The organism is Pseudomonas sp. LBUM1676, from assembly GCF_059695605.1.
Window position 1 is genome coordinate 1,797,893 of record NZ_CP166777.1, and the last position, 12,563, is coordinate 1,810,455.

Here is a 12,563-nt window from a genome sequence, read left to right on the forward strand (position 1 = left end):
TTTTTTGTTCTTGTTATGCCATAGAGATAGCAGGAGCCGTGCCAACTTTGAAAAACCCTTTAAAATCAATAGGTTGAGTTTTTATAAGATTTTTCGCACCGCCAGAATCCCCACATTTGTTTCCGTGTTACTCGCTTGTCCCCCACATTCAAACCCCAGCGGTAACACCCCGACACAACCGCACACTCACTGCGCGCTGCGAGCCTTGGCCACGCGCGAACCGCTGGCACGCCCCAGCACCGAGCTTATTTGCTGGCCCGCCACAATCAACGCATCCAGGTCGATCCCGCTGTCGATCCCCAGCCCATTAAGCAGGTAAATCACGTCTTCGGTGGCCACGTTGCCGCTGGCGCCCTTGGCGTAGGGGCAGCCGCCGAGGCCGGCGATGGAACTGTCGAACACCGAAACCCCTTCCAGCAGACTGGCGTAGATATTGGCCATGGCCTGCCCATAAGTGTCGTGGAAGTGCCCAGCCAGTTTCTCCCGCGGCACCTCGGCCGAGACCACTTCAATCAGCTTGCGGGTAGCACCGGCCGTTCCGGTACCAATGGTGTCGCCCAGGGACACCTCGTAACAGCCCATGGCATAAAGCTCACGAGCAACCCGCGCGACCTGTTCCGGCGCGACGTTACCCTCATAAGGACAACCCAGCACACAGGACACATAACCCCGCACACTCACCCCGTGCTGTTTCGCAGCGTCCATGATCGGCACAAAACGCTCCAGGCTTTCACTGATCGAGCAATTGATATTGCGCTGAGAAAACGCCTCGGATGCCGCAGCGAACACCGCAACCTCCTTGACCCCAGCCGCCACCGCATCTTCAAACCCGCGAAGATTGGGCGCGAGCGCCGCATACGTCACCCCGGCCTTGCGCTGGATCTGCGCAAACACCTCGGCAGAACCAGCCATCTGCGGCACCCACTTGGGCGAGACAAAACTGCCAACCTCGATATAGCTCACACCAGCGGCAGTCAACGCATCAACCAACCGCACCTTGTCCGCGACACTGATGGGCTGAGCTTCATTTTGCAGACCGTCGCGAGGGCCGACTTCGACCAGGCGTACGTGAGTAGGTAGGGACATGGGAATCGACCTGTGCTATCTAAACCTTCAGAGACCCCCTGTAGGAGCGGAGCTTGCCCGCGAAAAACGTAAAGGCACCGCGTCCATCCAGGCAGCACCCATTATCGTTAACGCCCATCGCGAGCAAACTCGCTCCTACAGGGGGGATTGTGTAAAGACCTATTGAACAGCCTGCTGACTCTTGATCGTCTCCTCCAACGCCTGACTACACCGCTCCTGGGCCGTATCCAGCTCCAGCTTCATCTGCTCAATATCCAGCATCTGCTGCTCAAGCTGCTCCCGCCGCTCGGCGATCTTGCTCAACATCGTCTGCAGCTGCTTCTGATTGCCACCAGTAGGATCGTAAAGCTCGATCAACTCACGGCATTCCGCCAACGAGAAACCAATCCGCTTACCCCGCAGAATCAGCTTCAAACTGACCTTGTCCCGAGGCGAATAAATACGTTCCTGCCCACGCCGCTCAGGGCTGAGCAGCCCTTGCTCTTCATAAAAGCGAATGGCCCGGGTGGTGATGTCGAGCTCGCGGGCGAGATCGGAAATGCTATAGGTCTGGCTGCTCATGGAAGCGCTCGAAAAAGGTCATGGCGCTAAGCTAATGGCAGGTTGACGTTTACGTCAAGGGCCGCAAGTCTTTCAACACCTCACAGGCTCACACACCACACAACTCACCCCACCACCTGTGGCGAGGGAGCTTGCTCCCGCCGGGCTGCGCAGCAGCCCCAACAAGGCGACCGCAGTCCTCCAGAAAAATCCCGGCAACCTGATTCAGGGCCGCTGCGCGCCCCAGCGGGAGCAAGCTCCCTCGCCACGGTAGTTAGCAGCCCCTGAATCGCGTGTTGACATCAACCCGCATCAAAAACAAAACCGGGCGCATCAGCGCCCGGATTATTCGTTGGTTCGCCAGTCATGGCGCGTAGCGCCGTGTTTGGCGCTGTTAGCTCATATGGTGAAGTCGGACGACTTGGAGGTAGAAGCCCTCACTCATCGGCCAAGGGAGTGTTAGTCGGAGACAAGGGTGTCGCGGGTGACTGCGAATCTGAAGGAAGCCCAAGGCAAACTATGGGCCTGACGAACAGGAAGCGCCTGCGTGTCTGTGCCTTACTAAAACGATCAGAGGCTCAATGAACTGCCGAGGACCTGGGCACCGGAGTGCGTTCGAATTTGGAAATCTCACTAATCCAGAAACGACGATATTTCGTTTGGTCTGGAGCCACGGGTTTTTGACCTGACCAATTATTCTCAGCCTTCAGGATGGCGCGGTAAGACTCCCACTCCTTTTCCTCGGCCACTTCTTCGGCCCTTTTTTTATCGTCGAACCAGCCAAGTACGTAAACTTCGCCTTGATCCATACCATGCTCGATCAGTAGATAGATCTCTTTCATAAGCTTTAACCCGTTACCACATGTTCAAAAATCCCCGGCGTCGGGGCATTGTCTTGACTATCGGCAGGCATCATCGGTTATTTAGCGTTAACGCGAAAAATCGCTAATTTGATCCGCCACGCCGGAAGCGACCAGCGGTGCCAACGCATCCCTGCTCGACCACCATGCCAGACACTTGGAAGGATGCCAAACAGACGCTGCGGTTCGCTGACTGAGTTATCTGCGCAACCATGGCGAAAATCAGGATTGCCACACGACTCAGACGCTGCCGAAGAAGCTGTGAGATCGACTCGGGACTGTCTCGATACTGCAGCTTATTCGCATAACCTTAGCCGCCATATACGGAACCGTACGTACGGTGGCGTAAGAGGACGGCGGATGTGTACCCGCCGCCTTCTCGATAGCGGCAATCAGCGGTTAAACCGCTCCACCAACGAATACTGGGTATTTGCCGTCTTGGTCAGCTCCTCACTCAACAACGCCGAGTGTTGCGCCTGCACCGAAGTCTGGTCCGCCAGCTGCGAAATATTGCTGATGTTGCGACTGATTTCCTCAGCCACCGCACTTTGCTCCTCAGTCGCCGCCGCAATCTGCGTGGTCATGTCGGTAATATTGGCCACCGCTTCACTGATCCCCACCAGCGCCTGATCCGCTTCCAGCACCCGCGCCACACCTTCTTCCGCCTGGCGATGCCCGGCTTCCATGGTTTGCACCGCAGTGCTGGCGGTGTGCTGCAGCTTGGCAATCAACGCATGAATCTGCCCGGTGGATTCACTGGTGCGTTGCGCCAGCTGCCGCACTTCATCGGCAACCACCGCAAACCCGCGCCCCATCTCACCGGCACGAGCCGCTTCAATGGCCGCGTTCAACGCCAACAGGTTGGTCTGGTCAGCGATGCCTTTGATCACATCAACCACACCACCGATCTCATTGCTGTCCTTGGCCAACTGGGTCACGGTCAACCCGGTTTCACCCACCACCGTCGACAGACGTTGAATAGCTTCACGAGTTTCCCCGGCGATATCACGACCACGACCGGTCAAGCGATTGGCTTCCTGAGTCGCATCCGCCGTGCGCTGCACGTGGCTGGCAACTTCCTGAGTAGTCGCAGCCATCTGGTTCACTGCAGTCGCCACTTGCTCGGTTTCAACACGCTGACGCTCCAACCCGGTGGAGCTGTTGTGGGCGAGGGTGTCGGACTGTTTCGCTTGCTCGGTCAAATGCTCGGCAGTGTCCTGCAAACGCGTCAGGCAGGTTTTCAGCCGCGCTTCCTGACTAAGAATCGACATCTCCAGCCGCGCCTGAGCGCCACGACTGTCGGTGTACATCTGCGCAATCAACGGATCCGACGTGGTCTGCTCGGCTAGGCGCAACAAACGCTTGAGCCCGCGCTGCTGCCAACGCAACCCCATCAGCCCCAGCGGCACCGACAGCCCCGCGGCGAGAGCAAAACCCCATTGCGAATTGAGCGATGCACCGATCAGGAAACTCAACTGGCTCACCAGAATGAACGGCAACCAGTCCTGCAGCACCGGCAGCCATTTATCCGTCGAAGGCACGGCCGACTTGCCCTGGTTGAGGCGCTGATAAAGCGCTTCGGCACGGCGAATCTGTTCGGCAGTGGGCTTGACCCGCACCGACTCGTAACCCACCACCTGACGGCCTTCAAACACCGGCGTGACATAGGCGTTGACCCAGTAATGGTCACCGTTCTGGCAGCGATTCTTGACAATGCCCATCCACGGCAAGCCTTGCTTCAGCGTCGCCCACATGTGCGCAAACACCGCAGAAGGCACGTCGGGGTGACGCACCAGATTGTGCGGCGCACGAATCAGCTCCTCGCGAGAAAACCCGCTGACCTCGACAAAGGCATCGTTGCAGTAAGTAATCACGCCCTTGGCATCGGTCGTGGAAATCAACCGTTGCTGAGCCGGGAAGGTCCGTTCGCGTTGAGTAATGGGCTGGTTGTTACGCATGGCTATATTCGATCCGTGAGGCTTTGACAGGGTGTCGGCGTGGTCACGGATTTGTTGAGTTTTTATTTTTAAATGAGTGGTGAATCACACAAAAAGCCGGCAGCTATCGCCAAACCCACCCCGCACCAAGACCTGAAAAAAACAAGGTCAAGGGTGGAAGCAAAGCCTTCCTGATCGTCAACATTCAGACCAGGAAGGCCTGACCAAAATAATCTGGTCAGGTGGTGCTATTCCGGCGGATCAATCCGATCCAACACCCGATTCACCGCCAACTCCCCCAGCATGATGACCTGCGCAATCCCCAGCAGGGTATTGCGATGCGTCCCCTCCAGAAACCCCGCCAAATCACTGGCCATGACATTGGCCGAGGCCAGCGACTCACAAGCATGGACCAGCAGGGTTTCGGTATCGAGTTCGGGGTTAACGATGAACATGGTGCCGGGTTTGCGCGGGGTAGCCATGATGTGGGCGGTCGGGTTGAGGTGGTTATCGACGGAGCGCTCGGCGGCTTCGTGGAGTATTTTTTAATCGGGGTTTTCGTCGGGGGATGCTGGATCGGTGTCTGGCGGATTAGGTGTGACCTTGAACATGGGTACTTTCTCCAGAAAGGGCCACGACCATCTCGCTACTACACGAAAGGGTGGTAGCTGTGCGCAAGTTAGTAGACCGGTAAAGTCACCCAAAACCCGGCGCGCCCGAAGGCGCCATGCGCACAGCCACCATCAAGTGCAGGCATATGCCTGACTGAATGACACCTGTGCAACCGAGGATAACTAGCCGGGCTACTAAACCCGATCACTGACAATCAGTGACGGGAATCAAGTTACCGACCGGCCCCGAGATGCACAAGCCGGCGGATTCTGGCGTAGCTGTAGGCAACGGCGCAAGACGCTGTGGCTCTCGAGAAGTAATCCTACGTGTAATTAAACAAGCGCTGGCAGGTGGCGTTTGAGGGGCGGATTACGGCGAATAAAAGCTTTAGGTTAAGCCTCGACTCAACCGGGAAGTGTTATTCAGATTAGGGACTTTCAAATACCCGGAAGCTTCCTACATCACCCTCAGAAACATCCTATTTTCTCTGAGGCCTGGCGCCCTAGGCGCACCGATCGTGAGTTGGTGTGTGCTGAGTATTGGGCGTGTGGCGTTTTACGTTGGGGAACATTCCGTTGTCGATGGTTGGGACCCCGCGATCTCAACCTCATCCGCATGAATCGTCAGGGTCTATGCTCGCAGCAAGTGTTGAGCGGGTGCACGGGCTTCGACCACCAGGGAAGCAACCGGCAGCACAATTGCTGCTGTGCAACAACGGAATTATCCCGTCTTCCGTCGAACAAGGGCTTAGCGCGTATGACCGAGCAGAAACCGGTTACGCAAGTCGAATCCACAGAGTCATTTGTGGGACAATTGACCGTTCAAAAATGTCTCTCTAGCAACCGCTCTAAATATCCACAGCGCACCTGAGTGTGCTTCAAATGAAACCAGGGAACATCTTCGAGACGAGGCAACCAGTCGTCCCGAAAATTATTGATAGGTTAATTATGTCTAACGGTCCTGTTCTAATCACTGGGGGCGCCGGTTTTATTGGCTCCCATCTGACTGATGTCTTGCTTGCGAAAGGCTATACAGTTCGAATTCTCGATGACATGTCGACTGGCAAGCGCAGCAACCTTCCGCTCGATAATCCACGAGTCGAGTTGATCGAAGGCGATGTTGCCGATGCAGCAACCGTTGCACGAGTAATGGCAGGTTGCCAGGCAGTCGCCCATTTGGCAGCAGTGGCTTCGGTCCAAGCTTCGGTTGATGATCCAGTTCGTACGCATCAAAGTAACTTCGTGGGCACGCTGAACGTTTGTGAAGCCATGCGTCAGGCCAACATCAAGCGTGTGGTGTTCGCCTCCAGTGCAGCCGTATATGGCAACAATGGTGAAGGTTTCGCGATCGATGAAGACACGCCTAAAGCCCCACTGACACCCTATGCTTCCGATAAACTGGCGAGCGAATATTACTTCGACTTCTACCGACGCCAGCACGCGCTGGAACCCGTTGTGTTCCGTTTTTTCAATATTTTTGGCCCGCGTCAGGATCCTTCCTCGCCGTATTCCGGTGTTATCAGTATTTTCAGCGAGCGAGCACAAAAAGGCCTGCCCATCACGATTTTCGGCGATGGTGAGCAAACTCGCGATTTTGTCTATGTAGAAGATTTGGTTGGCGTGTTAGCGCAGGCGATAGAAGCGCCGCAGGTCGAAGTTGGCGCAATTAACGTAGGCATGAACAAAGCCACCACACTCAAGCAAATGCTCGGCGCGTTGGCTGAGGTTTTGGGAGAGTTGCCGCCTGTTAGTCACAGTCCGGCGCGCTCGGGTGATATTCGCCATTCGCGAGCGAACAACCAGCGGCTACTTGAGAGATTCGAGATGGCTGAACCAACAGCGATGAGTGTTGGGCTAGCAAGATTGCTGGGACGTGAGGCTTGTTGAACTGCTGAAATAAGCAAAGTGCGGTGAGTCTGGCCACGTTTTTCGATAACGGGGGCCAGCCTTTCCGACGTTAACCAAGAAGTTGATTAACGCTCTACGAGACTATCGGCGAGCGCTTCTTGAGTTTCATGGTCTGGTATCCCCGCAATGCGAATATAACCAACATACCGCACAAAACCCCCATGGCATTAGCCAGCATGTCTCCCCAGGAAGCAGAGCGCAGCGGCATCAAACTCTGTTCCAGCTCGATCAGCATCGAACCCACCAGCGGCCAAAACAGCAACCAGATCAGCCGGGTCCCGGGGAACGCCAAGTAGGCGCTCACCGTCAGACAAGCGAACCCGGCCCAGTGATGCAGCTTGTCCTGATTTTCGTACATCTGAGGCACCGGCTCGCCGCGCATGCCGGCGAAGCAAAGCACCAGCAGGATCACGAAAAACGCCAGCTTGGGCAGGACACGTAGAATCCGCTGCTTCATTCGGTGACCTTGTAGAAGTTGCTGTGGAAGAGGTCGATGTTGCGCCGCTCTGTCAGAGTGTACAGCGAGTAGCTGCGAGCCAGTCCCGCGCCACCATCTCGGGTAAGTGGTGTCCAGGCCAGTGCGGCCCGGCGGGTAGTGGAGCTAGACATCAATTCATCAAACGGAATCGAGAAGTAAATGCCCTTGCCGAAACTACCCTCGCCATATTCTTCCTTGGTTGCGTTGGTTACCGTTACCCAACCACCGAACCGCACGCCATTGCTGAACTCACGGGACAGGTCCAGGGTGACCCCCAGATCTCTGGCCAGGTAGCGCCCGACGCTAAGCGCGCCGAGGATGTCCTGGAACGAACTGCGGTAGTAGAGCGTGGCATTGCCAGTGACCGTACTGTAGTCACGCAGGCCAAAGCCTTGATTGAAATCGCGCTGCTTCACCCAGTTCATGTCCACACCCACGGCCCAGCGCTCACCCATCGGACGGTAGAGTGCTTCACCGCCTACGCCGGCGTACATCGACTCCAGATAACCGCCGTAGAGCATGCCATAGAGGTCCTGGTCCAGCTGCTTGACCTTGTTGATCTGGAAGGTCGGCATCGTGACGTCCGAGGTCGTCATGTATTTTCGCAGGTCGGTACGCACACGTGGCAGGCCACTGGGTGCGTCGTACCTGAACTTGTCGAAGTTGTTCGCCAGGTTTGCGCTCAGGGTGCCGCTCCACCACAAATCAGGCTGGAAACGATACTCAGCAGTCAGGTCCGCACTGAACTGGTACAACAGGAACCCGTCGGGGCCACCAACGTTCTGTTTATAGCCAAGGCCCAAGCCATAGGTGAACGGATCCGGCTTCTGCGCGAACAGGGTTTTTTCCTGATGCGGCACAGGAACGTTCTGCTCGGTGACCCGGCGCAGGTCTTCCAGCGGGCGTTCTTCCTGTACCACTTCACGGAAGGTGTCCCGAGGCAGGCTGACTTCCTGAACAGGCAAGCTGTAGCGCGTGTCGACAAGGGTGAACCAGTCGATCTTGTCGTTGACGCTGTTGTCGAGAATGCGCGAAGCCCGGCCGACGGCTTTCGGAGTATGGAAATAGCGGCCCTGTTCGCCGTAGACGATCAGCTCGGAATCGCGTTGGGTGATGCGCGAGACGGTATAGCCTGCGTTGTTTTGCAAGCGCTTGGCGACACCAGCCCATTGCACGTCGGTGGGCGCGGTTGTCGGTTTGACATCCGGCACGGGTTCGGGCTTCGGATCGAAGCTTTTGGTCGGTGCTTTGCGGGTGGCAAAGTTGGTGTGCAGGGTGATGCCGAACATTGCGGTGTTGCCGCGTTCCCAGGCGGCGTGCAGGTCGACTGAGTCGTTGGCTTTGAAAACCAGACCGAGGTTGATCGGGGAATCCTGGATCTGGTTGTTGTTCTGGGGTTCGTGTTGGTAGTCGTTGCCTTCGTATTCGAGTTTCAGCGACAGCGGATCCCAAGGGGTTTGGTAGGTCACGCCGCCGAAGAGGGAGGGGGAGCCACGGAAATAGCTGTTTCCGTTAAAGTCACCCGCTTGACTGCCAGAAGTTGGTCGCTCATTGAACTTGTCATCGAGCCAGCCCAATGGATTGTCGATATCGCCACGGTTGCCGATATAACCCCAGGCCATGCCTAAGCTTAAGTCGAAATTGCCAAGGCGTTTATTGCCGACAAAATATTCGCTGGAGAACAGACCGGTACCACCAATGTCACGCGCGCCTAGGGCGACTTGTGGCATCCAGTGGCTTTCCTCAAGCAGTCGGACTTTGGCGTCAATCGCTTTGTCCTTATAGCTTTGGCTGCCGCTCAAGGACTCCGGGCCATAATCGCGGTTGCTGATCGAGGTGTAACGGAACGACCCTTCCAGCCATTCGAAGGGCTGAAACGATACGCTGTAGCGACTGTATGGATCGGTGCGGCTGGCAGTCAAAGACAATTCACCAGCAGGTGCCATGCGTGCGCTAGGTGTCTGCAATAGACCTACCCCACCAAAATCACTTTGGGTGTAGTGCGGCTCGGCCACCGTCCATGTGCTGCAACCGAGCAACAGGCAAGGGATCAAGTGGAACTTCATGGCTTCACCTCCAGCAGCGGCTGGGTGGCGATGAAAGCGGCCAGTTCGGTATTCAGGTCAGGCGTAGGTTCGCCCTTGGCACTACTGCGCACAGGCACATAAATGCGTGCTCCCGGCGCGGGCGATACAGATTTTGTTTCGTTCCAGAGCGCGATGCCTTCCTGGAAAACGCGTCCATCCGGCTGGACAACAAAGAGCAGATCAGCGTCGGCGCCAGGATCACGCGGACAGCTTTTCAGATAACTGATGGCCGGCTGCAAAGGCTGGTAGGCCAACTCGCACTCACCCAGCACGGCACCCACAACCTTTACTGTGGTAGGGCGGGCTGGGTAGAGCAGCACATCACCAGCGCTCAAGTAGGGGTTGTCACCACGGTTCAGTTCAACCCGCACCGGATCCAGCTGTGCCACTCTGCGGCCGGTCACCGGCATGGCTTGCACTTTGTCGCTGAGACGTGCGGCGAGCGCGGCCAACTCGGTCTCGTCATCCTGAAGAGCGTTGCTTCGCACGGTTGCAAGATCGAAGAGTACGCCCAGCTTGAGGCGCTCCTGCGCGTTGCGCAGCGGGGTATGCAACCACGCAGCACCAAGCAGGTAAGCCTTCGGATTAACCTGGGCTGGCAGCAATACGTCGTGCAGGCGAGTGCCTTCCTGGAACGAGTAGCGTCCGGGCTTGGCGGCATCACCCTGCACGGTCACCTGCGATTCGGCATTTACGGCAAAAGTCATGAACAGGCTGCAGCAAAGCAGCCAGGAGGAACGAAGAATCATTGCACTACCGGCTTATTCGGGCGCACTTGAACAATGCGTAGGGGCAATTCGGGGGTCAGGTGCTGAATACTGGCCATGATGAAGCCGTCGGCAGGGTCGACCCAATACTGGTTCCGCGCGGTAAAGCCCAGACCTTCCATTACGATCTCTTCGTCCACGCGCAATAGCTCTACGTCGTGGTCTAGGATGTGTACGGTTTCCAGGCCTTTCTTCTCGAAGCGGCTGGTAAGCCTTACACCCATCCGATAGCCGTCGGTGAAGTCCACCTGGCGACGTGTTTGCAGGCCATCGGCGATTCGGTGCAGACCGGTCTTGAAGGGTGACTCGCCCTCAAAGCGGGTGCCGTCGAGGTTGTTGTTAAAACCGACACTGCGGATGGCCAGGCCATCCTCCAGCATCAGTATCTGGCGGGTCGAGGCCATCCAGAAACCTACACCGTCTTGCAGACGTACCAACGCCATCACGGCTTCACCCGTGGGTGCTGCAATGGTGATCTGGTAGTACGGAGTTGCATCCACCTGTTGGCGGGTAAGTTCCAGGGGCTCAGGTCCTTCGAAAGCGGCCTTGAGCGTGTCCAGGGAAGCGGTCATCAACGGGTTGCAGGCGCTCACCAGCAAGGAGGCCACCGATAGGGTGGCCAGTCGCAGAAATTTCACAAGAATTCCAATTCTTAGTTGTTGCTGCCCAAGTCATCCTGAATGCTGACACCAGTACGCAGCAGGTTCGCAGAGGGGAAAACTTGGCTGATGAAACGGTTCCAGCGGGTGACATCGGCCGGGCCGACATAAACCACATCTTGCGGTTGCAGTTTGAAGTGCTGGGAAAGGGCGAATGCGGAGGGCGACTTGAGGTTAATTTGAAAAACCTTTACCGGTTCGTCGGCCAGATTTTCTACCCCGCGGATCACATACACCTCCTTGCCGCTAGAGGTTTCCTGACGCAGACCGCCAACAGTGCCCAAAGCATCGGTGAGGTTCATGTTACTGCCCTTGAAATTGAGGGCCCGCGCCGCGGTAACTTCACCTAGCACGTAGACCTTCTTCTGATCATTGTAGGGCAGGTGCAGTTGGTCGCCGTCCTTCAGGTAGAGGTTGTGCAAGTTCGAATTCTTGCGATTGAGCGCATCGAGATCGATGAGGTATTCACGACCGTCGCGCTTGAGCACTAGGCCAGAAATGTCAGCAGACTCGGGTATTACCGAGCCCTGGCCAACAGCGTCCAATAGCCTTAAGGGCGTATTGGTGATTGGAAACTGGCCGGTCTTGAGGAAAGCGCCGGAGAGAATAATCTTCTGGCTGGCGAAGCGCACGATGCTGACATCCACTTGGGGCTCGGCAATCACCTTGGCCAGGCGTGAAGCAATGTTCGAACGTAGATCTTCGATGGTTTTTCCGGCAGCTTCGATCGTACCAACGTAGGGGTAGAAGAGGCTGCCGTCGGGGCGAACCGTACGCCCGTTCGCTTCAATCGGTTGCTGCCCACCTGATGGAGCGGTTAACTCTGGGTGGTCCCAGACAGTGATGTAGATCAGATCACCGGCACCTATCTTGTACTCAGCGGGCTGGTAGCCAAGTAGTTCCGGTGCAACAACATTCGACCGGTTAGCAGCTGCCTCAATGGCCACGAGTTTGGGAGTAATGGGCACCAGTTCGATCCGGCTGCTTTCTGGTGAACCTTCACGTACCAGATTGCCTGTGTCCATGTGCTGACCAGGGGAGAAAATGCAGCCTTGCAGGGTCAGGCCAACCAGCATGGCCAAGGGAAGCGCGCGATTCATTGTCGAAATTGCTCGAAGGGAATAGGCAAAACAAAACCTCCCAGCAGGCTGGGAGGTTAGCTTATCGAACTTGTAAACGGAGGGACTGTTACCGGGTGGTGCCAGTAGTGCCAGTAGTACCGGGAGTGCCAGTGGTGCCTGGGGTGCCGTCATTACCGCCACCACCACCACTGTTGGAAGCAGCAATGCCGACAGCGATAAGCCCCGCTCCGATCGCCAGACCAGTGCCAACTGTTACGCCACCTGCGATAGGCGTCGACAGAGACAGATCAGAGGAGGCGCCAGGCGCAGCAGCTTTTGCAGGAGCGGTTTCAGCAGCCATCAATGGCAGGCTGATGGAAGTAACGAGGGCCAAGGCCAGTAGTTTTTTCATGATCATGCTCCTTGAAAGGATAATCCTTGAGGGTAGTTGGATAAGGGTATTGCAGGAGGTGTGTGTATTGCAAGCTAGAGCTGCTCTATGCAGGGCTGATGAGGGGCAATCAGATTTCCACAGAATGCCCATCCTTGAAAAATCACCCTTAAAGCAA

Annotated in this window: 12 protein-coding genes; 1 reads left to right on the plus strand and 11 read right to left on the minus strand. The window is 56.5% G+C overall.

Annotated elements, in window-relative coordinates:
• Nucleotides 1-186 precede the first annotated feature (186 nt).
• The 5 genes from ACA041_RS08410 to ACA041_RS08430 form a co-directional block, all read right to left on the minus strand.
• A complete protein-coding gene (locus ACA041_RS08410; RefSeq protein WP_497440690.1) occupies nt 187-1,086 on the minus strand; it encodes a hydroxymethylglutaryl-CoA lyase in 900 nt (299 codons plus the stop codon).
• A 159-nt stretch (nt 1,087-1,245) separates the two neighbouring features.
• Nucleotides 1,246-1,647: a MerR family transcriptional regulator gene (locus ACA041_RS08415; RefSeq protein WP_497440691.1), complete on the minus strand. Its 402-nt coding sequence runs from the start codon at nt 1,645-1,647 to the stop codon at nt 1,246-1,248.
• A 557-nt stretch (nt 1,648-2,204) separates the two neighbouring features.
• Nucleotides 2,205-2,468 carry a hypothetical protein gene (locus ACA041_RS08420; RefSeq protein ID WP_497440692.1) on the minus strand — a complete coding sequence of 88 codons (264 nt, stop codon included), beginning with the start codon at nt 2,466-2,468 and terminating at the stop codon, nt 2,205-2,207.
• 410 nt (nt 2,469-2,878) lie between these two features.
• A complete protein-coding gene (locus ACA041_RS08425; protein WP_497440693.1) occupies nt 2,879-4,444 on the minus strand; it encodes a methyl-accepting chemotaxis protein in 1,566 nt (521 codons plus the stop codon).
• Nucleotides 4,445-4,671: 227 nt separating this feature from the next.
• The gene (locus ACA041_RS08430; RefSeq protein ID WP_497442029.1) at nt 4,672-4,965 is read right to left on the minus strand and encodes a DUF6124 family protein; all 294 of its coding nucleotides are present in this window, start codon (nt 4,963-4,965) and stop codon (nt 4,672-4,674) included.
• A gap of 1,017 nt (nt 4,966-5,982) precedes the next feature.
• On the opposite strand from ACA041_RS08430, the gene pgnE reads away from it, so the two are divergent.
• Nucleotides 5,983-6,921, plus strand: a complete 939-nt coding sequence (gene pgnE, locus ACA041_RS08435; protein ID WP_497442030.1) for a UDP-N-acetylglucosamine epimerase PgnE — start codon at nt 5,983-5,985, stop codon at nt 6,919-6,921.
• A gap of 94 nt (nt 6,922-7,015) precedes the next feature.
• Here pgnE and ACA041_RS08440 read toward each other — a convergent pair whose 3' ends face one another.
• From ACA041_RS08440 to ACA041_RS08465, 6 genes are all read right to left on the minus strand, one after another.
• Nucleotides 7,016-7,399, minus strand: coding sequence for a VanZ family protein (locus ACA041_RS08440; RefSeq protein ID WP_497440694.1), 384 nt, complete (start codon nt 7,397-7,399; stop codon nt 7,016-7,018).
• The gene (locus ACA041_RS08445; RefSeq protein WP_497440695.1) at nt 7,396-9,486 is read right to left on the minus strand and encodes a YjbH domain-containing protein; all 2,091 of its coding nucleotides are present in this window, start codon (nt 9,484-9,486) and stop codon (nt 7,396-7,398) included. Before ACA041_RS08445 ends, ACA041_RS08440 begins: the two co-directional genes overlap by 4 nt.
• The gene (locus ACA041_RS08450; protein ID WP_497440696.1) at nt 9,483-10,256 is read right to left on the minus strand and encodes a capsule biosynthesis GfcC family protein; all 774 of its coding nucleotides are present in this window, start codon (nt 10,254-10,256) and stop codon (nt 9,483-9,485) included. Before ACA041_RS08450 ends, ACA041_RS08445 begins: the two co-directional genes overlap by 4 nt.
• Complete coding sequence (locus tag ACA041_RS08455) at nt 10,253-10,912, minus strand: YjbF family lipoprotein (RefSeq protein ID WP_497440697.1); 660 nt, start codon at nt 10,910-10,912, stop codon at nt 10,253-10,255. The genes ACA041_RS08450 and ACA041_RS08455 overlap by 4 nt, the downstream gene beginning before the upstream one ends.
• 14 nt (nt 10,913-10,926) lie before the next feature.
• Nucleotides 10,927-12,033, minus strand: coding sequence for a polysaccharide biosynthesis/export family protein (locus ACA041_RS08460; RefSeq protein WP_497440698.1), 1,107 nt, complete (start codon nt 12,031-12,033; stop codon nt 10,927-10,929).
• A gap of 88 nt (nt 12,034-12,121) precedes the next feature.
• Nucleotides 12,122-12,406, minus strand: coding sequence for a hypothetical protein (locus ACA041_RS08465; RefSeq protein WP_497440699.1), 285 nt, complete (start codon nt 12,404-12,406; stop codon nt 12,122-12,124).
• Nucleotides 12,407-12,563 lie beyond the last annotated feature (157 nt).

Coding starts and splice junctions, on each gene's coding strand:
- ACA041_RS08440 (WP_497440694.1), bottom strand. CDS start 7,399: ATGAAGCAGCGGATTCTACGTGTCCTGCCCAAGCTGGCGTTTTTCGTG.
- ACA041_RS08445 (WP_497440695.1), bottom strand. CDS start 9,486: ATGAAGTTCCACTTGATCCCTTGCCTGTTGCTCGGTTGCAGCACATGG.
- ACA041_RS08450 (WP_497440696.1), bottom strand. CDS start 10,256: ATGATTCTTCGTTCCTCCTGGCTGCTTTGCTGCAGCCTGTTCATGACT.
- ACA041_RS08460 (WP_497440698.1), bottom strand. CDS start 12,033: ATGAATCGCGCGCTTCCCTTGGCCATGCTGGTTGGCCTGACCCTGCAA.
- ACA041_RS08425 (WP_497440693.1), bottom strand. CDS start 4,444: ATGCGTAACAACCAGCCCATTACTCAACGCGAACGGACCTTCCCGGCT.
- pgnE (WP_497442030.1), top strand. CDS start 5,983: ATGTCTAACGGTCCTGTTCTAATCACTGGGGGCGCCGGTTTTATTGGC.
- ACA041_RS08415 (WP_497440691.1), bottom strand. CDS start 1,647: ATGAGCAGCCAGACCTATAGCATTTCCGATCTCGCCCGCGAGCTCGAC.
- ACA041_RS08465 (WP_497440699.1), bottom strand. CDS start 12,406: ATGAAAAAACTACTGGCCTTGGCCCTCGTTACTTCCATCAGCCTGCCA.
- ACA041_RS08420 (WP_497440692.1), bottom strand. CDS start 2,468: ATGAAAGAGATCTATCTACTGATCGAGCATGGTATGGATCAAGGCGAA.
- ACA041_RS08410 (WP_497440690.1), bottom strand. CDS start 1,086: ATGTCCCTACCTACTCACGTACGCCTGGTCGAAGTCGGCCCTCGCGAC.